This is a genomic window from Pseudomonas sp. PDM18 (assembly GCF_014852585.1).
In the GTDB taxonomy this organism is placed as follows: Bacteria; Pseudomonadota; Gammaproteobacteria; order Pseudomonadales; family Pseudomonadaceae; genus Pseudomonas.
The window spans coordinates 682748-703176 of record NZ_JACVBX010000002.1 but is presented as its reverse complement, the minus strand read 5'-3'; the positions used below and the strand labels follow the sequence as shown (position 1 = coordinate 703176).

Here is a 20429-nt window from a genome sequence, read left to right as displayed (position 1 = left end):
TCCTGGCCGGCAGCGCGGCTGATAAATGAGGTGGGCGCCTTGCTCAGCTCCTGCCGGGATTCCCGGCGCCCTCGCGGCGGAAGAACAAGGTCACCTGGCCCAGCTCGACGCCGAATTTGCGCATGCTCGACCGGTTGATCAGCGTGTCGTCGTCCATCAGGTACATCCAGTCGTCGAAGCTGACTTTCCAGGTGCCTCCGTCCACGTCCAGATTCAGGTCGTAGCGCCAGCGCAGTGCGTTGCCGGCTATCTCTCCCACGGCTTCGCCGACCACGTCGGCGGCGCGCCCGCGCCAGCGGTTGGCGCCGTCCGGCGTCAGGGTCCAGATACGTTGCTGGCGAGTGCCATCGCTATAGCGGAAGCGCTCGTCAAGGATCAGCCGTTCACCTTCGCGGCGGCTGGTGATGTCCACCTCGAAGCGCTTGACCACTTCACCGGATGGCTTCTGGAAGATGCCCCAGGCTTTCACCGGCCCGGCGAAGAATGCGGGCAGGTCCAGGGTGGGACGCTCATGGGCGTAGTGCTCGACGCCGACATTGCCGCAGCTGCCCAGCAGCAGGCAGAGGGCGAGTTGGAACAGGCGCAGGGTCAACTTCATTGCGGGTCTCCGTTCAGGCCCAGCAGATCCCGGCGCAGCTCTGGATTGCGCGTGCGCGGGTCCAGCCAGATGGAAAAGAACGCCCGGGCGAAGCGGGTATCAGCGACCACGTGGCTCGGCTTGCCGTCGACATAGAAGCGGCAGCCCTCGTCGGGCAGGTAGACGCCGGTGATTCGTTGCCCAGCCTTGACATCGACGAAGGCCCGGCGCATCTCACCGGCCCAGGAAGCCAGCAGGGTTTCGTCGACGCTGCCCTGGCGGCGCATCTCGTCAAGGCTGGCCTGTACCAGGGTGTCCCGGGACAGCTCGCGGCGATAGACCAGTTCCAGGGCGAAGGCATGCGCCCAGTCAGGTGTGCGTGCTGCGCTCCACAGGTGTGCCTCGTAGACAACGAAACCGAACCAGCTGAACTGGCCCTGGCCGACCTGCGTGGCGCCGGGAATCTCCCCCCGCCAGTCCGCGCAGCTCGGCTGCGCCCAGAGGCCGCAGAGCATGACGATGCTCAGGGAGAGCGGGCAGAAAGTGGTGGTTGCGCGCATGAATCGAGCTCCAGATACCTATCCTGATACTTATACAAAAATAAATTAATGTACAGATATCGGATGAATGGCCGGAAAGCAGGGCGACGCATCGCTTATCGGATCCAGCGGATAAATGGGGGTGGGTCTTGGCGTCGGAGAGCGGTCCGGTCCACCGGGATCAAGTCGGTGATGATCACATCGCTGCATACAACTGTTGCATTAAATTGTGTGCATGCTTTGTTATTTGTATAGATAATGATCGCGTTCTGTCGCCACTGCAGCGATGCCCTTGGCCCGCCGATGACGAGACCATGCCAAACGACCCTGATCTGACTCGAAACCAACGCTTGCTTCGCGGCGTCGCCATTGCCGGCGTCCTCTCCGGTGCTGCCGGCCTCTTCGCCTGGAGCGCCGGCTGGCTCGGCGCCTATCCGCTCACCAGTGCCCAGTTGATCGAGCGCATGGAGGCCAACGCCGGCGTCCATCCGGGATACCGCCGCGCCCATCCGCGCGGCATCTGCTTCAGCGGCTACCTGGAGATGAATGGCTCCCTGGCGCCGCTCTCCCGAGCGTCGTTGCTGGAACCGGGACGGGTGCAGGTGCTCGGGCGCCTGTCGGTAGGCGCGGGCAACCCCCACGCCGCCGATACTAGCGTGCCGGTGCGCAGCATGGCGCTGCTGGTGCGTCAGCCGGACGGGCAGCAGTGGCGCATGGCGATGAACAATCCGCCGGTGCTCGCCGTGCGGACGCCGGAGGACTTCTACGAGCAGTTGGGGGCGATGCGCCCGGACCCGGCGACCGGCAAGAGCGACCCCGCGCGCGTCAAGGCCTTCTTCGACGCACACCCCGAAAGCGACGAGTTCCGCGCCTGGGCGGCGTCCTACCGGCCGAGCGACAGTTTCGCCAGCACGGCTTACAACAGCATCAATGCCTTCCTGCTGGTCGATGCAAAGGGCCAGCGCCAGGCCGTGCGCTGGTCGATGGTGCCGCAGCTGGCCGCCACACCGCTGGGCGCTGCGGGCGTAGCCGACGATGCACTGCAGCAGGACCTGCTGCTGCGCCTGCAATCGGGGCCGTTGCGCTGGACGTGGCGCTTCGTCCTCGCAGGTGCCGACGATGATGTGGATGACCCGACCCATTCCTGGCCGGCCGAGCGCAGGCAGGTCGAGGCCGGTACCCTGGTGGTGGAGCAGGCTCGCGCGCAGCTGGAGGGAGACTGCTACGGCTTCAACTTCGATCCGCTGGTCCTGCCCCAAGGCGTCGAACCCAGTGGCGATGCCATCCTGCGCGCCCGATCTTCGGCCTACGCGCAGTCCTACCGGCGGCGGACTCTCGAAGGCCAGCCGTCCAGCCAGCACCAGGGAGCACAACCGTGAACGCGCCTGTCGAGTCCTTCCATCCGCTGCTCCGCCTGCTACATGGTCTGATGGCCGTGCTGGTGATCGCCACGCTGTTCGTTGGCGTCACCATGGTCGCCAGCGTCGGTGGCAGCCAGCCGCAGCTGGTCGCCTGGCACAAGCAGTTGGGGCTGGCCTTGCTGGTGCTTCTGCTGGTGCGCCTGCTGGTTCGCGCTGTCACGGCGCGCCCCGCGCTGCCGGCTTCGGTGACGCCCTGGCAACGGCGCCTGGCATGCGCGGTGCATTTCGCGCTGTATGCCCTGTTGCTCGGGCAGATCCTGGTTGGCTGGGCCATGCAGGGCGCCGCGGACTTTCCGCTGCGCTTCGCGCACTGGCTTGTACCGGCGCTGGTCGGTGCCAATCCGGACCTCTACGGCATCCTGCGTTGTGTTCACGCCTGGATCGCCTACGGTCTCTTTGCCCTGATCCTCCTGCATGCCGCCGCGGCGCTGGTCCATGCTCTGCTGCGTCGCGACGGTGTCTGGTCGAGCATGTGGCGGGTTCGTTCTCGCAGGAAAGAGCAGGGCAACCCGGCGCGCTGACTGGGCCTAGCTGCCGGCTTGCCGCGCAATCAGTTCTGCCAGGGCTTCGCCGATGAGTTCGTTGTTCGCTTCGAGAACCAGCAGATGATGCCGGACAGCTTGCGAGGTGTCCGATGCGCCGCTGGCGTCCGCCCAGTCGGCGAGCTCGCGGATGGCGGCGCTGGTGGCATTGATGTTCTGGTTGATGCGGCAGACCAGCGAGGGGAGGGGGTTGGTGTTCATGATGACCTCCGCAGAGACGTCTGAGCACTCAAGAAGCAAGAAAGGCCGTATCTGTCGATACGGCCTTGGGGCGTGCGGCTGCTGCTCTCCAAGCCGCACGACAGGAGAAATCTACCAAAAATCGTTGCGGATTCAAGCCCTGCCAGAGGCAAGCCTGGGCGAAGGCAAAGCCGATGCCCGTTGATCCTGCTTACGGGGATTTGGGGCTGTCTGGGCGCGGCGCCGAAGCATAAAGCGCAAGCAGCGCGGACAGGCCAAGGCTCAGGGCGATGCCCAGCAGCGCGGCGATAAAGCCTCGGCCAAGCGTGGCCGGGCTGTGGGTGGGTGCGCTGACGGCATAGAACAGGCCGCCGAACACCGCTACGCCGAGAGCGGCGCTGATCTGCAATGCCGAATTGACCAGGCCGGAAACCATCCCGGAGCCGCCGGAGGGCGCGCGGTCGATCACGCTTCGAATCAGGGTCGGCAATGCCCAGCCCTGACCAAAACCCAGCAGCCCGACTCCCGTGATCAGCGGCACCAGGGCGGGCCGCTCGCTCGCCGCAGAAAAACCTACTGTGATGGCCAGGATCAGGCATCCCAGCGCCTCGAGCAGCATTCCCAGGGTTGGTACCCAACGGCCGAAATAGCGTATGGCAATCGGGGTGGTCAGCGGACCGACCAGAAAGCCAACCCCAAAGGGCACGAACATCAGGCCGGTGACCACGGGCGAAGCGCCAAGGGCGTCCTGCAGGTACACCGAAAAGGTCAGAAAGAACGCCGACACCACGTAGAAAAACAGCGCGCTGAGCAGACCCGCCAGCAGGCGCGGCGACCGCACCAACTGGGGGCTGAGCAGCGGTGTGCCGCCGCTTCGCTCGAGGGCTGCCTCATGACGCCAGAAACCCAAGGTAACCAGGGGCGCGCTCAACAGCATCAGGCACAGCCACCACGGCCAGCCCAGCTCGCGGCCCTGCACCAGCGGTACCACCAGCAGCGCCAGCGTCAGGGCGCAGAGCAGCACGCCGGGACGATCCAGCGATGCCGGGGTGGCGCTGCGGGTGTCAGGCAAAAAGGGCATGCCGAAGAGGAATACGGCGGCCACGATGGGCAGATTGATCAGAAAGATCGCCCGCCACTGCAGCCCGAACACGTCGGCTGCAATCAGCACGCCGCCAAGGACCTGAGCGGCCACGGCGGCAAACCCAAGTGCCGCACCATAGACCGCCAACGCCCGCGAGCGCTCCTGCTCGGGAAACAGGGCATGGATGGATGCCAACCCCTGCGGCGCCATGGCGGCGGCGCTCAGCCCCTGCAGCACCCGGCCGACAATCAGCACCGACGGCGAGGGCGCCAGCCCACAGATCAGCGACGCCATCCCGAAGCCTGCCATGCCCGCCAGAAACACCCGGCGCCGGCCAAACAGGTCGCCCAGGCGCCCACCGGTAATCAGAAAAACCGCGTAGGTGGCCGCATAGGCCGCGATCACCCACTCAATCTGTGCCGGCGTCGCCCTCAGCCCCTGGGCAATGGACGGCAGGGCCACATTGACGATGAAGAAATCCAGTGGGGGCAGGAATGCACCGGCCAGCAGCACCGCGAAGGCCAGCCAGCGCCGGGATGGTGTGGCGGTGGCTGAGGCAGGGATGGAAAGAGTCATGGCAACACCTCCGGAAACGACGCCTGGCCGCCAGGTCGAATAGTCCCTGGCTGGGCCAGCGCAGCGCTACGTACACTATTGAACGGCGTCGAATTGGCCTGGCAACGCTGCCAGGCTGGACGTAGGCGCAGTTTGAAAGCCGGAAGGCGTTGGCGGGACTGCCATTGCTGCACATTGCACGTTCATTTTTGTAAGGGGGTGGCGGGGTGGAATGGGACGACTTGCGGTTTTTCCTGGCGATAGCCCGTGCCGGCTCTCTGGGGGCTGCGGCCAGACACCTGGGTGTCAGCCACCCCACCGTGGGCAGGCGCCTGCAGGCGCTGGAGCAGGCCAGCGGCCAGGCTTTCTTCCGGCGCACCAGCGAAGGCCTGGTGCCGACCGCGATGGGCGAGGGCATCCTGAATCTTGCCGAGGAAATGGAAAGCAGCGCCCTGGCCATTGCCCGGCGTATCGATGGCAGTGAGCAGCCCGAAGGCATCCTGCGTATTTCCTCCGCCGACTGGTTTGCCGGCTACGTGCTGGCGCTGGTGCTGAGCGAACTGGTGCGCCGCTACCCCGCCGTGGTGCCCGAGGTGATGGCGGGACAACGGCTATCGGACCTCTCCCGTCGCGAAGCGGACATTGCCTTTCGCATCATCCCTTTCGACCAGCCGGACATCGTGCAGCGCCGGTTGATGACGATGCCCTACGGCCTGTACACCAGCGCCGCCGTGCCCTTCGAGCCCGGCCCGGATGGCGCGGGCTGCAAGTTGATCCTGATGAATACCGCGCAGGCCTATTACCCCGACGTGTTGTGGCTCCAGCGCATGCTGCCTGCCGCGCCCACGGTGTTCACCAGCAGCAGCCGCACCGTGCAGGCGCGGATGTGCGCGCAGGGCCTGGGGGTGGCGGTCCTGCCGCGCTCGCTGGGCGACCAAGTGCCGGCCCTCATTCGTATTGAACTCAGCGAAGCACCGCCATCGCGTGATATCTGGATGGGCTACCACCAGGACATGCGGCGCCTGGACCGCCTGCGCGCGCTGGCAGAATTGGCCAGCGACATGCTGGGCAATCCCTGAGCGGGCGCCATTGGGTTTGCGCCAGTGTGATTTCTTCGGCGCCACCTGCGTCAAGAATGCTGCCCCGCGCTGTCCTCTGGGGTCTGATAACGGGGCCATCCATGCAAACGCTGTTGAACGAGATTCTCGAAGAAGTACGTCCCTTGATTGGCAAGGGCAAAGTGGCGGATTACATTCCCGCGCTCGCCGATGTGCCGGCGCAGCAGTTAGGCATCGCGGTCTATGGCAACGATGGCAGCTATCACTGCGCGGGCGATGCGTTGGTACCGTTTTCGGTGCAGAGCATTTCCAAGGTTTTCAGCCTGGTTCAGGCGATTGGCCACTCCGGTGAAGCGATCTGGGAGCGGTTGGGCCACGAGCCCTCGGGCCAGCCGTTCAATTCACTGGTGCAGCTGGAGTTCGAGCGCGGGCGCCCGCGCAACCCGTTCATCAATGCGGGGGCGTTGGTGATCTGCGATATCAACCAATCGCGCTTCGCCGCCCCCATCCTGTCGATGCGCGACTTCGTGCGACGCCTGTCGGGCAATCCCCACGTATCGATGGACGCCCGTGTGGCCGACTCGGAGTACCAGTTCCGCGCGCGCAACGCAGCCATGGCTTACCTGATGCAGTCCTTCGGCAACTTCAATAACGAGGTCGAGACGGTGCTGCGCAGTTATTTCAGCTACTGCGCCTTGCAGATGAACTGCCTGGATCTGGCGCGCGCCTTCTGCTTCCTGGCCAACGATGGGTTCTGCAAGCACAGCGGGGAGCAGATCCTGACCCGGCGCCAGACCCAGCAGGTGAACTCGATCATGGCCACCAGCGGGCTGTATGACGAAGCGGGGAACTTCGCCTACCGCGTCGGGCTGCCGGGCAAGAGTGGCGTTGGCGGTGGGATCGTGGCGATCGTGCCGGGGCAGTTCACCGTCTGCGTGTGGTCACCGGAGTTGAATGCAGCGGGTAACTCCTATGCCGGGATGGCGGCGCTGGAGTTGCTCAGCTCACGGATCGGCTGGTCGGTGTTCTGATCCGCGAGCGTGCCCGCGGCGGGCCAGTTCGTTCAGCTTGCCGGCCGCACATAACCGCCAGGCCACGCTGATCATGGCTCATCCGAGCGAAAACGAGCCTTTCGGTTGATTGATAAATTTTATGCATCAATGGATGCAAACATAGCACTTATCGTTTCAAAGTGTGTCGAGCAGAATCCAGCGACCTTAAGCGCCAACAAGCCTAAATAAGATCGCTGGAGAACTCCCTATGCATGCCTCCTCCAACCCAGGTGCGCAATCCGCCCGCTCCAAGGCGGGTGCCGTGTTCCGCGTCACCTCGGGCAACTTCCTCGAACAGTTCGATTTCTTTCTCTTTGGCTTTTATGCCACCCAGATCGCGGCCGTTTTCTTCCCCGCATCCAACGAATTTGCCTCGCTGATGATGACCTTCGCGGTCTTCGGCGCGGGCTTCCTGATGCGCCCGCTGGGAGCGGTGATTCTCGGGGCCTACATCGATGATGTGGGCCGCCGGAAGGGGTTGATCGTCACGCTGTCGATCATGGCCAGCGGCACCTTGCTGATCGTCCTGGTGCCGGGCTATTCCAGCATTGGTGCCTGGGCCCCTCTGCTCGTACTGGTGGGACGCCTGCTGCAAGGCTTTTCCGCCGGCGCCGAGCTGGGAGGCGTCTCGGTCTACCTGGCGGAAATGGCGACTGCCGGGCGCAAGGGCTTCTATACCAGTTGGCAGTCGGCAAGCCAGCAGGTGGCAATTGTCGTTGCGGCAGCCCTGGGTTACGGGCTCAACCAACAGATGTCCCCGACGATGATTGCGGATTGGGGCTGGCGGATTCCCTTTGCGATCGGCTGCCTGATCGTGCCGTTCATCTTCGTGCTTCGTCGTAGCCTGGAGGAAACCGAGGAGTTCGCCCGGCGTTCACAGCGCCCGACCATGAAGCAGGTGTTCGCCACGCTGGGGGAGAACTGGCGCGTCGTCCTGGCCGGCCTGCTGATGGTGGCGATGACGACCACGGCGTTCTATCTGATCACCGTGTATGCGCCGACCTTCGGCAAGACAGTCCTGAACCTCAGCACCACCGACGCCTTGCTCGTGACGCTGCTGGTCGGCATCTCGAACTTCATCTGGCTGCCCATTGGCGGGCACCTGAGCGATAGATTCGGGCGCAAACCGATGCTCGTTGCGATGACCTTACTGGCCATCTTCACCGCTTATCCCGCATTGTCCTTCCTGGCCCAGGCCCCGAGTTTCGGGCACATGCTGCAGGTATTGCTCTGGCTTTCGTTCATCTATGGCCTTTACAACGGGGCGATGATCCCGGCCCTCACCGAAATCATGCCGGTGGAAGTCCGCGTCGCCGGTTTCTCCCTTGCCTATAGCCTGGCGACAGCCGTATTCGGCGGATTCACCCCAGCCATCTCCACCTGGCTCATTCATCTGAGCGGCGATAAAGGCGCGCCAGGCTATTGGATGACATTCGCCGCAGTCTGTGCGCTTTGCTCGACCCTGGTGCTCTACCGCGGAAAGTCCTCGCGTACCCCCATTCCTGCCTGAACGAGGAATCTCTTCAATGAAAGCGCTCCAAAAGCACCTTGCCGTCCTGGCAGTCGGCCTTTGCACACTGGCCACCACTGTCCATGCAGAGCAGCTGAACGTCATGACCTCCGGCGGCTTCACCGCGGCCTTCCAGCGGCTGAGCCCGAAGTATGCGCAGGCCAGCGGCGACACCGTCCAGACCATTCTCGGCCCCTCCATGGGCAAGGCCCCTGAAGCCATCCCCAACCGCCTGGCGCGGGGGGAGAATGCCGATGTGGTGATCATGGTCGGCTACGCACTGGATGAACTGATCAAGCAGGGCGTGGTGGATCCGGCGTCCAAGGTGGATCTGGCGGATTCGCGCATCGGCATGGTGGTCAAGCAGGGCGCTGCCAAACCGCAGATCGATACGGAGGAGGCCTTCAGGAAAACCTTGCTGGACGCCGGCTCGATTGCCTACTCGGACAGCGCCAGCGGCGTCTACATCCAGAACAGGCTGTTCAACCGACTGGGGGTGGAGCAGCAGGTCGGCTCTAAGGCCAGGATGATCGAGCGCATACCGGTTGCCTCGGTCGTCGCCTCGGGGCAGTACGAGATTGGTTTCCAGCAGGTCGCCGAGTTGCTGCCGGTTCCCGGGGTGACCCTGGTCGGCAAGATTCCCGAAAGCCTGCAATCGGTGACCCGCTACTCCGCTGGCATTCCGCGCAATGCGAAACACCCGCGGCAGGCGAAGGAACTGCTGTCCTATCTCGCGTCCACGACAGCGCAGCCGGTGGTGCAATCCACGGGGCTGGACTCAATCCCCAAGTGATTTTACCGGGGTACTTCTGACCAGCCTTTCCAGCTCAAGCGCAGCAGGCGTCAGCGTTCGCCCGCTGCGCTTGATCAGGCCGACGTTGCGCACCACCGCCGGCTCATCCAGGGGAACGGCCTTTAGTAGGGGGTGACTGGTGCGGGGCATGGCAATGGACGGCACGGCAGCCACTCCCACGCCTGCTTCCACCAGCCCGATCGCGGTAGTGACGTGTCGCGTCTCGCAGATGCTGTGTCTGGACGGGACTACGCGCTTCAGCGCCTGGCTCAGGATCAGTCGGTTGCCGGATGACTTGTCCAGCGAGATGTAGTCGTGCTCGTACATCTCGGACCAGGTTACCGAGGTTCGATCCGCCAGTGGGTGGTCGCGTCTGCAGGCCATGACATAGCGCTCTTCGAGCAACAGTTCGAAGGTCATTTCCGGGCTCAGGTTTCCGCTGAAGGTGACCCCGAAATCGGCTTCTCCACTGGCTACGGCAACGTTCACTTCATGCGCGCTGGAATCCACCAGCATGATCTTGATGCGTGGATACAGGCGATGGAATTCGCTGATCACGTTGGGCATGAAGTAGTACGCGGCCGATGGCACGCAGGCGATGGTGACGCGCTCCATCCTGCTGGAGGCGACATCGGCAATGCTCATCAACGCAGTGTCCAGTTGGTCGAGTACACGCTCCACTTCCGGAACGAAGGCTCGTCCCACGGCTGTCAGGCTTACCTTCCGGGTCGTCCTCTCGAACAGTCGTACGTTCAAGGCTGACTCCAGCTTCTCAATACGCCGGCTCAGCGCAGGCTGGGTAATCTTGACCGCCTCGGCAGCCTTACGAAAACTGCCGTTTTCCACGATTGCCCGGAATGCCTGGAGGTCGTCCAGATCGAAATTGATGCTCATCGGGTTCACCGGGAGATTGATAATCAGACGGCATCAATACCACCTTCACTCGCAGTCGGGAAAGCCTGAATGGCGGGTAGCGAGGCGACAGCCCCTGCTTTGCCGGTTCGCGAGCTGTCGCTGAGGCGAGAGACCGTACTGGCGTGGCGTTGATTGCCGGGGCCGGGGAAACGCCCTCGACTTTACGTGGCGCGAACCGTGGGCGGAGCCACTGTTCCTTAAGCCGCCTGAAGACGATTGCGGCCCAGTCTCTTGGCGGAGTAGAGCGCGGCATCGGCGCTGTCGAGCAACGATTGCCAGCCATCCAGTTCTGCTCCCGACGCAGAGGCAATGCCAATGCTCACGGTGACCCGTCCGAACGGGCTGGAGCAATGGGTGATGGCTTTCTCGTCCAATCGGTCGATCATCATCTGCGCCACCACTGCCGCACCGGCTTGATCGGTGAGCGGGAGCACTACAGCCATCTCCTCACCGCCATATCGCGCGACCAGGTCAGTAGGGCGGCGCACACAGCTCGCGAGCAGCTTGCCGACCTCCTGCAGGCAGGCGTCTCCGGCAGGGTGGCCGTAGGTGTCATTGAACAGCTTGAAGTGGTCGATATCGACCATCAGCAGCGCGAGCGAGGTTTTTTCGCGTTGTGCCCTGCGGACTTCCACCTCCAGCGTCTCGTTGAAACAGCGACGGTTGGCGAGGCTTGTCAGCGGATCGTTCAGCGCCAGGTGCGCGAGCCGCTGGTTGCTGTCGAGCAACTGCTGCTGTGCCACGCGCAACTGGCTTTCGACCGCCACCCGCCGACGAATGTCGCGAATCAGCATCCACCCGACGAACCCGGTGAGCATCAGCAGGCCGGACACCACCAGCAGCGACAGCAAGGCTTCGAACCGCCAGGCCGCGAGCGCCTCGTTCTTGCCCAGTGCGACCGTCGTCACCAGCGGTAGCTTGTCGCTTTTGCGGAAAGCATAGAGACGCTCCACGCCGTCCAGGCTGGAGGTAAACGACGCGGTGCCAACCGAGCGATCGACCAGATACTTGGCATAGATCGGGGATTTGGAAAAGTTGCGCCCCATGTCCTGTTCCCGGAAGGGGTAGCGCACCAGCAACGAACCGTCGGTATAGGACAGGCCGATAGCGCCTTCCCGACCGATATCGAGCTGGCCGAAGAGTCGCAGGAAGTTCTCGATCCCCAGGGTCACTGCGACGACGCCAGCGAATTCTCCGCTTGGGCTATCGAAACGGCGGCTGATGGTGATCACCCATTCCTGGTTCGAGCGGCTGCGAATCGGTAAGCCAATGAAGGGCTCGCGAGAGGGATCGTCGCGGTGATGGATGAAATAAGCTCTGTCACTGCTGTTCGCCCCGGCGGGAATCGGCCTGTTCGATGACATCAACCAGCGGCCATCCCTGTCGTAGACCGTCACTCCACTCATCTGAGACATCAGTGACTGTTGGCGGCTGACCAGTTGCTGCAGCCTCTCCATCTGCGCGGGTCCGCTGCCTTCGGTTTCGAGCCTCTCGACCAGGCCGAGCAGGATCAGCGAGCTTTGCCGGACGATGCCTTCTGAATAGGTCGACAGCGCCTGCGTCAGGTTGAGGCTATGGGTATCGATGTCTTCCAGCACCTGCTTGCGGGAGGCCATTACTTTCCAAAGCGTCAGCGACGCGAGCGAGCAGCCGATGATCAACAGCAACAGAAAGACCAGGTGGATATCGCGCTTCACTGCGGTAACCGAAGAGGCATCGCTTTTCCATAGGGAAGAAATTCGCAAGATATTTCCTTATCAACAGCGCTCCAGCCCTGTGAGCAATCAAAGTCTCGGCCTTGCGCGCCATCAAGCGAATCCATCAAGCCTTCGGCGATGGAGTTGAGCGGCAATTATCCCTCAAAGGACACCCGCGCATTGCAGGCGGGGGCGGTTTTTCACGCCGGTAAAATGGGGGGCGGCCGCGTTCGCGGCCAGGGTGATTGGCGAGTACAGCACGGATAAGGACTACTGCGCCCGACTGCCGGCTCTCGGCGAGGCTCTCCTGGTGACAAACTGTTGAGGCGATTTGGCCCCCACTGGAAATCAACCTCGCAGGAGATGGACGACGAGCCCTGCGACGGCACAAGCCAGCAGCACCTGAATGACACCGCGCTTGAAGCGGAACAGTGCCACCGCTGCTGCGATGGCGATCACCGCGGACGGCCAGTCGAACGCACCACCAAATCCTTTCGGCCAGAGGACGTGATAGCCAAAGAACATCGCCAGGTTCAGGATTACGCCCACGACAGCTGCGGTGATGCCCGTGAGAGGGGCGGTGAACTTCAGCTCGTTGTGGGTCGACTCCACGAGCGGGCCGCCTGCCAGGATGAACAGGAAGGATGGCAGGAAGGTAAACCAGGTCACCAGGCTCGCGGCTACCGCGCCGGCGAGGAACGGGTGATCGGCACCGAACATCGGGTGCACGTAGCCGCCTACGAATCCCACGAACGCTACCACCATGATCAGCGGCCCCGGCGTGGTTTCCCCAAGGGCCAGCCCATCGATCATCTGCGTGGGCGTCAGCCAGCCGTAGTGACCGACAGCACCCTGATAGACATAGGGCAGCACCGCGTAGGCGCCGCCAAAGGTCATCAGGGCTGCCTTGGTGAAAAACCATCCCATCTGGGTCAATGTGCCGGCCCATCCGAAAGTCGTTGTCAGCAGCGCCATGGGCAACAGCCAGAGTGCCGCCCCGATGAACAACAGGCGCAACAGGTGCCCCCAGTGGAACTGGGCGTGCTCGGGAGTCGGCGTGTCATCGTCGATCAGTGCCGGGCCGTAGCTGGCCCTGGAAGCGCCATGTCCACCGCCAATGACGAACTTGCCGGGCAGGACTCGACCGCCGACATACCCCAGTATCGCCGCCGCCAGCACGATGATCGGGAACGGCACATTGAGCGCGAAGATAGCAACGAAAGAGGCCGCGGCAACCGCCCAGAGCCAGCCATTCTTCAGCGCGCGCGAACCAATGCGGTGCGCTGCGTGAACAACGATTGCTGTCACCGCAGGCTTGATGCCATAGAAGATTCCAGCCACCAGGGGCACTTCACCGAAAGCGACATAGATCCACGACAGAGCAATCAGAATGAATAGCGATGGCAGCACGAAAAGCACACCGGCGATCACTCCTCCCCATGTCCGGTGCATGAGCCAGCCGATGTACGTTGCCAGTTGCTGCGCTTCCGGGCCGGGCAGCAACATGCAGTAGTTCAGCGCATGGAGAAAGCGCCCCTCGCTGATCCAACGACGGCGCTCAACCAACTCCTGGTGCATGATGGATATCTGCCCGGCGGGTCCGCCGAAACTGATGAAGCCGAGCTTCAACCAGAACAGGAAGGCTTCGAAGAGGCTGACGGGTTCGCCAGTGGCGCTCACCTTTTCAGCAACAGGCACGCTGGATTCAGTCATTGTTTATCTCGTCGCTCGCGAAAGCGCTGAAGAGGCCATTGAAAATACCGCTGGCTGCCTGAAGCAACAGGTCGTCATCCGTGATGCTTTCTCGCAGCCCGGCAAGAACACGCTCGATACCTGAGGCCTCGACGGGCTGGCTTCCGCCGATGTCGAGGTAATGCACCACGGCGCCGATGCGATGGAGGGGTGGGTTGTCGAGCTGGAAGCTGGCCAGCAGGGTTTCGAATGTGACGCGCGCGCCGACGTGGCTGAAGGTCGCTCCGTCGAAGTCGAAGCCCAGAGCGTCTTCCGGACAGTCTTGCGGGCTCTCCAGCCAGAGAATCTCTGCCGCCGGATCGATGAACCGGCGAATCAGCCAGGCGCTGGCGAGCCGGTCGACCCAGGGACGTTTCCGCGTAGCCCAGCGGCGCCCCTGAAATTCCTGCGCGTCCAGCGTCGTGATGGGTTCGTCCTGGCTGCTGGGCTCATCCGCCGAGAGGGCGCGGCTGATGGCGGATTCCGCGGCCTGGAGGGCCGATTCGGTCACCTGGCGGGCGTCTGCGGAAAAGAAGTCGATGGCGGCCAGCTGGCTGAACGCCTTGCGCAGCTTGCGGACCTGCCTTGCCGTTTGCAGGGCGTTCTCGCCGCTCAGATCGTCCGTGCAACTGGCGATGTCCTCTCGCAGCTTGCTGTAGTCCTCGCTCCGGTCGAACAGCGGGGCGAATCGCTCAATGGGCTCATCGATCGAGAACAGGTACGCCGTACCATTGATTGCAAGCACGTCCCGTTCGATCTCCTCCAGAACCACCCGGCCTTCGCCACGTTCCGGCAGGAGATAGACGCCATCGCGCAATACGGCCGCGCCGCAGGACTTGAGCGCGCGCCAGGCTCGCATGCGCTCGGTCGCGTTCGCGGTGGGCAGTCCCAGCACCAGGAGATGCCATTTCATTGTGTAGAGCTCGCAACCTGATTTGTTGAGTACTCTACTCCAGAATTTTCCTGTGTAAACGGTGTTCGGTGCAGGCTGGCAGCAACACTGGCGGCTGGCGCCCGCCCTCGGAAGGGCGGGCGAGCACTCGTGTATCAGATCACGAAGAAGCCGTGGGTGCCGTCACGGCCCAGTTGCTCCACGAGGCCGAATTCCCAGTCGAGGTAGCCCTGCATGGCCTCGCGCGGGTTGTCGGTGCCTTCGTAGGGGCGGCGGTAGCGATCGATGCGCGGCGCCGCCAGCAGGCTTTCGCCTTCCTCGGTCGGCTGGCCGGCGGCGACCCAGGCGCTGGTGCCGCCCTCGAGCAGGAACACCGGCTTGTCGGTCAGGGCCGCCACGTCCGGCACGGCAAAGCCTGCCAGCAGGCTGGTGCCGCAGGTGAGCACGTAGCGGTCAGCGTCACCCAGCGCGGCCAGTGCCTGCCGCAACTGGCTGCGCAGCGCCCAGGCGGCGCCGGGGATGTGGCGCTTCACATAGTTGGCGCTGGCGGTGAAGTCGAGAACGGCAGTGCCCGGCGCTCGCAACCAGTCGGCCAGGGTCTGCGGGGTGATGGTCTCGGTCTGCGGCTTCGCCGGCAGCGGAGCGCTCCAGGCGCCTTGCTCGCTGAAGTCGACAGCGCCCACGCCATCGAGCACCGCCACCTGCCAGCCCATCTGGGCGAGCCAGGAGGCGCTCATGTTGGCGCGCACGCCATCGTCGTCCACCAGCACCAGGCGCGCGCCACGAACGCTGGCGACATGGTCGGTTTCCTGCACCAACTGGCCGCCCGGCGTGGAGCGCGAACCCGGCAGGTGGCCGGCTTCGTACTCTTCCGGGGTGCGCACGTCGAACAGGTAGGTGGTGCGGACGGCGTCGGCCTGCCACTGGCGCAGGCCGGCGAGGTCGATGCGTGCGACTTGCGCACGATCAGCCACGGCGCGGGCGCGCTGGGCGGCGGACTGGCGGGTGGCGGCGGAAACCTCGGCGAAGCGTCGCGCCTGGCCGTGCTCCAGCTGCTGCCCGGCGAGGGTCCAGCCGATGGTGCCGTTGCGCAGCGCCGAGACCGGGTTGGGGATGCCGGCATTCACCAACGACTGGGTGCCGATGATGCTGCGAGTACGTCCTGCGCAGTTGACGATGACGCGGGTCGCCGGGTCCGGCGCCAGCTCGGCGACGCGCAACACCAGTTCGGCGCCGGGCACGCTGATGCCGCCAGGGATGCTCATGGTCTGGTATTCGTCGAAGCGGCGGGCGTCCAGCACCACCACGTCAGCCTGCTGGTCGAGCAGCGCTTTCACTTCCTCCGCCGCGAGCGACGGGGTGTGGCGCTCGGCTTCCACCAGCTCGCCGAAGGATTTGCTCGGCACGTTGACGTCCTTGAACAGCTCGCCGCCGGCAGCGCGCCAGCCGGCGAGGCCGCCCTTGAGCAGGGCGACGTCGCTGTAGCCCAGGTCGAGCAGGCGTTGCGCGGCGACCTCGGCCAGGCCCTCGCCATCGTCATAGACGGTGATCGGCGTGTCGCGGCGCGGCACGCGGGCGTAGACCTCCAGCTCCAGCTTGGACAGCGGGATGTTGGCGGCGAACAGCGGGTGCTCCTGGGCGAACGGGTCTTCCTCGCGCACATCCAGCAGCGCCAGCTCCTGGCGGGCGAGGAGGGCGGAGCGAATGTCGTGGAAGGAGCGGCGGGTGATCTGACTCATGCGGGGTTCTCTTTCGACAGGTCCCAGATATTGGGCAACTGGCTGTTGGAATAGCCGGAGATGAAGGGTTTCTCTTCACCGTCGGCGCTGAATACGGCCCGTCGCACCGCGCCAATGTTGGCGCCGTAGACGTGGATGCTGATGGAGGCGCGGTCGCTGAAGGCATTGCTCACCTGGTGGATATCGCCGATGCGCGGCGACACCGCTTCCACTTCACCCGGCTCCAGGCGATGCGCCTCGCCGGCCTCCCGCAGGCTGCCGTCGGCGGCGAAGGCGAAGGGCTGCGAATACTCGGCGCCGCGCAACATGCCGATCAGGCCCCAGACGCGGTGGTCGTGTACCGGCGTGCGCTGGCCCGGCCCCCAGACGAAGCTCACGACCGAGAAGCGCTGCCGTGAGTCGGCGTGCAGCAGGTATTGCTGGTAGCGCTGTGGATCGGGGCGGGCGTAGTACTCGGGCAGCCAGTCGTCGTGGCGCACCAGGTCGGCCAGCAGCGGGGTCGCCTGGGCGAGCAGCGCGGCTTCTTCGGGTTGGCTATCGATGAGGGCCGCGAGGTCGCCGATGAACTGGCGCAGGCGGTCGAGGCGCAGAGGGGCTGACATGCGAAAAGATTCACTCCGATCGGGTTTGGCGCTACGGTATCAAACGGTTTTTTATTCCTGAAATGCATTTTGAATCTAAGCTAATATGCGAGAAATGCAATTGGTGCCCGTTTCATGAAAATCGATGACATCGACGCCTTCGTCGCCGTGATCCGCAACGCCTCCCTCAGCCAAGCCGCCGAAAGCCTGGGTTTGACACAGTCGGCAATTACTCGCCGGGTGCAGAGCCTGGAGGAGTCTCTCGCGGTGGAGCTGCTCGACCGCAACACTAAGCCGCTCAAGCCCACTGCTGCGGGGCGCCGGGTGTTCGAGCAGTGCCTGCGGGTGCTGCGTGAGGTGGACGGCCTGCGCGAGCTGGTGGCCAGCGATAGTGCCCCCAGCGGCGTGCTGCGCCTGGGCGTGCCGCAGAGCATCGGCGAAGTGGTGCTGCTCGGTGCCCTGCGCCGCCTGGCCGGCGAGTATCCGGAGCTGCGCGCGCAGGTCAGCAGCGGCTGGGGCAGCCACCTGTTGGCGCGGTTGGAGAATGCCGAGCTGGACGCGGCGGTGGTGCTGTTCCCGCCGAGCAAGGTGTTCCCCGATGACCTCGGCGCCACGCCGCTGGGGCGCGTCGAACTCCGTGTGGTGGCAGCGAAGGACAGCGATGTGCAGGCCAGTCGCCTGCTCGATTGCTACCAGCACGGCTGGGTGCTCAACCCGGACGGTTGCGGCTTTCGCGCCGGCCTGCAGCGCGCCCTGGCCGATCAGGGCCTGGGGCTGCAACTGAACCTGGAAACCTTCGGCAGCGAGCTGCAACTCGGACTGGTGGCGGAGGGCCGCGGCCTGGGCCTGGTGCCCGCGCCAGCCCTGGAGCGCAGCCGCTATCGCGAGCAGTTGCGGGTGCTGCAACTGGAGGACTTCCAACCGATGATCCAGCTCTGGCTGGTGCGCCCGCGCCTGCTGGGTAACCTGGAGACGCCAGCGCAGCTGTTCGGCGCGGCGGTGGCCCGGGGGCTGGATATCGCTGCGGCCTGAATCCGCCCATCACCTCGCGGCGGATAACGCTGGGGCGTTATGTGCCCTACGGTCTGCGGTCAAGTGACGCCGCGGGTGGGCCCGTAGGAGCGAGCTTTGCTCGCGAACCCCTTCGCTCGCTGGTTCACCCGGATGGTGCCGTCGCGGTCCCGTTCGCAAGCAAGCTCGCTCCTACAAACAGCGAAAAGCTCGGCGCGCAAGTTGGTCACGGCAAAATATGCGCAAATAGCATATTAGGATATGACAAAAATGAATTTCCATCATGACGAACTTGCCTATAGCTTCTAAGAACAGCGCCACACAAGGCGTTTTTCTTATAACGGAAGCCGCCGGTGCTATACCGCGGCCCAGGCGAGGGCAACACAGTGAGCGTGGAAATTCTCGGCATGATCACCGCCACCCCGAGTTCCGAGGTGGATCAGCCGTTGGGGGAGGCGGTGGATTCCGGATTCGTCCGGCGTTTCGCCCAGGCCCATGAGGACGCCGGTTTCGACCGCGTGCTGGTCGGCTATTTCAGCAATGCCGCCGAGGGTGCGGTGGTCAGCTCCTTCGTTGCCGCCGCTACTCGCCGGCTGGGCATCCTGCTGGCCTACCGGCCGGGTGTGATCGCGCCGCCGCTGGCGGCCCGCCAACTCGCCACCCTCGACCAGTTCAGCGATGGCCGCCTGGCTCTCAACGTGGTCAGTGGCGGCAACGATGAAGACCTGGCGCGCGACGGTGACTACCTCGATCACGATCGCCGCTACGCCCGCACCGACGAATACCTGCAGGCTCTGCGGGAGATCTGGACTGCCGACACTCCAGTGGATTTCAGCGGCGAGTTCTATCGCTTCCAGGGCGCCTCGCCGGCGGTGCGCCCGCGCCAGTCGCCACACATCCCGATCTACTTCAGTGGCTCCTCGGACGCCGCCATCGAAGTCGCCGCCCGGCATGCCGACACCTACATGCTCTGGGGCGAGCCGCTGGCGGCCGTGGACGGGCACATTCGCCGCGTGCGCGCCGCCGCCCAGGGGCAGGGACGCGACCCGCGCTTCTCAGTGTCCTTCCGCCCGATAGTCGCGGACACCGAAGAAGCAGCCTGGAAGCGTGCCGCCGAGATCCTCGACCAAGTGCGCGAGAACCGCACGCGCCTGGGCCTGCCGCTCAACGACCACCAGCCTGAAAACGTTGGCTCCCAGCGCCTGCTGGCCGCTGCTCAGCAGGGCGACGTGCTCGACACCCGCCTGTGGACCGGTGTGGCCCGCCTGACCGGCGCGCGCTGGAACTCCACTGCCCTGGTCGGCACGCCCGAGCAGGTTGCCGCTGCGCTGGGCGAGTACTACCGCCTGGGCGTTTCCACCTTCCTGATCCGTGGCTTCGACCCGCTCGGCGATGCCGTGCGCTACGGCCAGGGCCTGATTCCCGCCATCCATGAACAGATCGCCCGCCTGCCGCAACTGCGGCGCGCCGGCTGAGGAGCTTTTCGATGAACCTGAAGCAACGTCTGCGTGCCACATTTGCCGCGCTGATCCTGGGGGCACCGCTGGCCCATGCGGCGGAGCTGCCGACCCTGCGGGTAGGCGACCAGAACTACTACAACGTGCGCGCCTCGATGGAGGCTTCCGGGGTGCTGGAAGGTGCGCCCTATACCGTCGACTGGAAGCACTTCCAGTCCGCCGCGCCGGTTGCCGAAGGCCTGCAGGCCGGTGCGCTGGACCTTGGCTTCCTCGGCGACTCGGGCTTCATCTTCCTCGCCGCCAAGGGCGCGCCGGTGAAGCTGATCGGCATCTCCCGGCAGAACCCCGACACCATCGCGCTGCTGGTGCCCAAGGACTCGCCGGTGAAGACCATCGCCGACCTCAAGGGCAAGAAGGTCGCCTACTGGCCCGGCGCCTGGAGCCAGCAACTGACCCTGCGCGCGCTGGAAAAGGCCGGCCTGCCCAGTGACTACGTGGAGTTCGTCAAGCTGATGCCGATCGACGCCGCCGCCGCGTTGCCGCGTGGCAGCATCGACGCCTTCCCGGTGTGGGAGCCGTACATCTCGCAGCAGATCGTGTTCTCCGGCGCGCGCCCGATCCTCACCGCTCGTAACCTGATGCCGGGGCTGTCGAGCATCGCTGCCAACGCCGACTCCATCGAGCCCAAGCGTGCGCAGATCGCCGACTTCCTCGCTCGCCTGCAGAAGGCCCGTGCCTGGGTCGAGGCGCACAAGGAGCAATACGCCGACATCTGGGCGAAGAAGGCCAACCTCGACCAGTCCGTCTCGCGCCACTGGATCGGTCAGGCGGCGATGAGCGTCGGTCCGGTTGACCAGCAGGCGGCTGCCGATTACCAGGGCACCGCCGATTTCCTCCTGCAGACCGGGGCACTGCCCAAGGCCTTCGATACCTCCAGCGTGATCGACGCCTCGTTCGCCGGCTCCTTCCACTGAGCAACGAGCTCACCACCCAAAAGCGACCCGCGTGCAGGGGGCCATGTCCCGTTTGGCGCGGGTTGCGTATTGGCCAGGCAGTGCCGGCGCCGGCATTAGTTAAGAACCAGAAATTCTTTAT

General features: G+C 64.5%; 19 protein-coding genes. 9 read left to right on the top strand and 10 right to left on the bottom strand.

Translation table 11 applies throughout. The features are described from left to right. Window positions 1-43: 43 nt before the first annotated feature. Both IB274_RS07950 and IB274_RS07945 read right to left on the bottom strand, forming a co-directional pair. Window positions 44-598: a DUF3833 domain-containing protein gene (locus tag IB274_RS07950; protein ID WP_192431451.1), complete on the bottom strand. Its 555-nt coding sequence runs from the start codon at window positions 596-598 to the stop codon at window positions 44-46. Then, window positions 595-1137, bottom strand: a complete 543-nt coding sequence (locus IB274_RS07945) for a chalcone isomerase family protein (RefSeq protein ID WP_192431450.1) — start codon at window positions 1135-1137, stop codon at window positions 595-597. The genes IB274_RS07950 and IB274_RS07945 overlap by 4 nt, the downstream gene beginning before the upstream one ends. A gap of 293 nt (window positions 1138-1430) precedes the next feature. Between IB274_RS07945 and IB274_RS07940 the strand changes: the two genes are divergently transcribed. Both IB274_RS07940 and IB274_RS07935 read left to right on the top strand, forming a co-directional pair. Continuing rightward, window positions 1431-2495, top strand: a complete 1065-nt coding sequence (locus IB274_RS07940) for a catalase family peroxidase (RefSeq protein ID WP_192431449.1) — start codon at window positions 1431-1433, stop codon at window positions 2493-2495. Further along, window positions 2492-3058: a cytochrome b gene (locus IB274_RS07935; RefSeq protein ID WP_192431448.1), complete on the top strand. Its 567-nt coding sequence runs from the start codon at window positions 2492-2494 to the stop codon at window positions 3056-3058. Before IB274_RS07940 ends, IB274_RS07935 begins: the two co-directional genes overlap by 4 nt. A 6-nt stretch (window positions 3059-3064) precedes the next feature. On the opposite strand, the gene IB274_RS07930 is transcribed toward IB274_RS07935, so the two are convergent. Together IB274_RS07930 and IB274_RS07925 are read right to left on the bottom strand one after the other, a co-directional pair. Continuing rightward, on the bottom strand, window positions 3065-3280 hold the full coding sequence (locus IB274_RS07930; RefSeq protein ID WP_192431447.1) for a hypothetical protein: 216 nt from the start codon (window positions 3278-3280) through the stop codon (window positions 3065-3067). A 190-nt stretch (window positions 3281-3470) separates the two neighbouring features. Next, window positions 3471-4919 carry an MFS transporter gene (locus tag IB274_RS07925; RefSeq protein ID WP_192431446.1) on the bottom strand — a complete coding sequence of 483 codons (1449 nt, stop codon included), beginning with the start codon at window positions 4917-4919 and terminating at the stop codon, window positions 3471-3473. Window positions 4920-5125: 206 nt separating this feature from the next. Between IB274_RS07925 and IB274_RS07920 the strand changes: the two genes are divergently transcribed. The 4 genes from IB274_RS07920 (at window position 5126) to IB274_RS07905 (ending at window position 9311) form a co-directional block, all read left to right on the top strand. Continuing rightward, a complete protein-coding gene (locus IB274_RS07920) occupies window positions 5126-5977 on the top strand; it encodes a LysR family transcriptional regulator (protein WP_192431445.1) in 852 nt (283 codons plus the stop codon). A 101-nt stretch (window positions 5978-6078) separates the two neighbouring features. Next, window positions 6079-6987 (top strand): glutaminase B, encoded by a 909-nt coding sequence (gene glsB, locus IB274_RS07915; protein ID WP_192431444.1) that lies wholly within the window; start codon window positions 6079-6081, stop codon window positions 6985-6987. 229 nt (window positions 6988-7216) lie between these two features. Further along, entirely contained in the window at window positions 7217-8518 is a 1302-nt protein-coding gene (locus tag IB274_RS07910) for an MFS transporter (RefSeq protein ID WP_192431443.1), read from the top strand. 16 nt (window positions 8519-8534) lie between these two features. Continuing rightward, window positions 8535-9311 carry a substrate-binding domain-containing protein gene (locus tag IB274_RS07905; RefSeq protein ID WP_192431442.1) on the top strand — a complete coding sequence of 259 codons (777 nt, stop codon included), beginning with the start codon at window positions 8535-8537 and terminating at the stop codon, window positions 9309-9311. Here the strand turns inward: IB274_RS07905 and IB274_RS07900 are convergent. The 6 genes from IB274_RS07900 to IB274_RS07875 form a co-directional block, all read right to left on the bottom strand. Continuing rightward, window positions 9297-10205 carry a LysR family transcriptional regulator gene (locus tag IB274_RS07900; RefSeq protein WP_192431441.1) on the bottom strand — a complete coding sequence of 303 codons (909 nt, stop codon included), beginning with the start codon at window positions 10203-10205 and terminating at the stop codon, window positions 9297-9299. The genes IB274_RS07905 and IB274_RS07900 overlap by 15 nt on opposite strands. A gap of 218 nt (window positions 10206-10423) precedes the next feature. After that, on the bottom strand, window positions 10424-11923 hold the full coding sequence (locus IB274_RS07895; RefSeq protein ID WP_192431489.1) for a diguanylate cyclase: 1500 nt from the start codon (window positions 11921-11923) through the stop codon (window positions 10424-10426). A 348-nt stretch (window positions 11924-12271) separates the two neighbouring features. Next, complete coding sequence (chrA, locus tag IB274_RS07890) at window positions 12272-13636, bottom strand: chromate efflux transporter (protein ID WP_192431440.1); 1365 nt, start codon at window positions 13634-13636, stop codon at window positions 12272-12274. Next, the gene (locus IB274_RS07885) at window positions 13629-14567 is read right to left on the bottom strand and encodes a chromate resistance protein ChrB domain-containing protein (RefSeq protein WP_192431439.1); all 939 of its coding nucleotides are present in this window, start codon (window positions 14565-14567) and stop codon (window positions 13629-13631) included. The genes chrA and IB274_RS07885 overlap by 8 nt, the downstream gene beginning before the upstream one ends. 134 nt (window positions 14568-14701) lie before the next feature. After that, window positions 14702-16285: a rhodanese-related sulfurtransferase gene (locus IB274_RS07880; protein ID WP_192431438.1), complete on the bottom strand. Its 1584-nt coding sequence runs from the start codon at window positions 16283-16285 to the stop codon at window positions 14702-14704. Further along, complete coding sequence (locus tag IB274_RS07875; protein WP_192431437.1) at window positions 16282-16887, bottom strand: 3-mercaptopropionate dioxygenase; 606 nt, start codon at window positions 16885-16887, stop codon at window positions 16282-16284. The genes IB274_RS07880 and IB274_RS07875 overlap by 4 nt, the downstream gene beginning before the upstream one ends. A gap of 114 nt (window positions 16888-17001) precedes the next feature. Here IB274_RS07875 and IB274_RS07870 point away from each other — a divergent pair, with 114 nt between their 5' ends. The 3 genes from IB274_RS07870 to IB274_RS07860 all read left to right on the top strand — a co-directional run bounded on the left by IB274_RS07870 (window position 17002) and on the right by IB274_RS07860 (window position 20308). Continuing rightward, window positions 17002-17898, top strand: coding sequence for a LysR family transcriptional regulator (locus tag IB274_RS07870; RefSeq protein WP_192431436.1), 897 nt, complete (start codon window positions 17002-17004; stop codon window positions 17896-17898). A 386-nt stretch (window positions 17899-18284) separates the two neighbouring features. Beyond that, a complete protein-coding gene (locus tag IB274_RS07865; RefSeq protein ID WP_192431435.1) occupies window positions 18285-19352 on the top strand; it encodes an LLM class flavin-dependent oxidoreductase in 1068 nt (355 codons plus the stop codon). A gap of 11 nt (window positions 19353-19363) precedes the next feature. Further along, window positions 19364-20308: an ABC transporter substrate-binding protein gene (locus IB274_RS07860; protein ID WP_192431434.1), complete on the top strand. Its 945-nt coding sequence runs from the start codon at window positions 19364-19366 to the stop codon at window positions 20306-20308. Window positions 20309-20429: the final 121 nt, after the last annotated feature.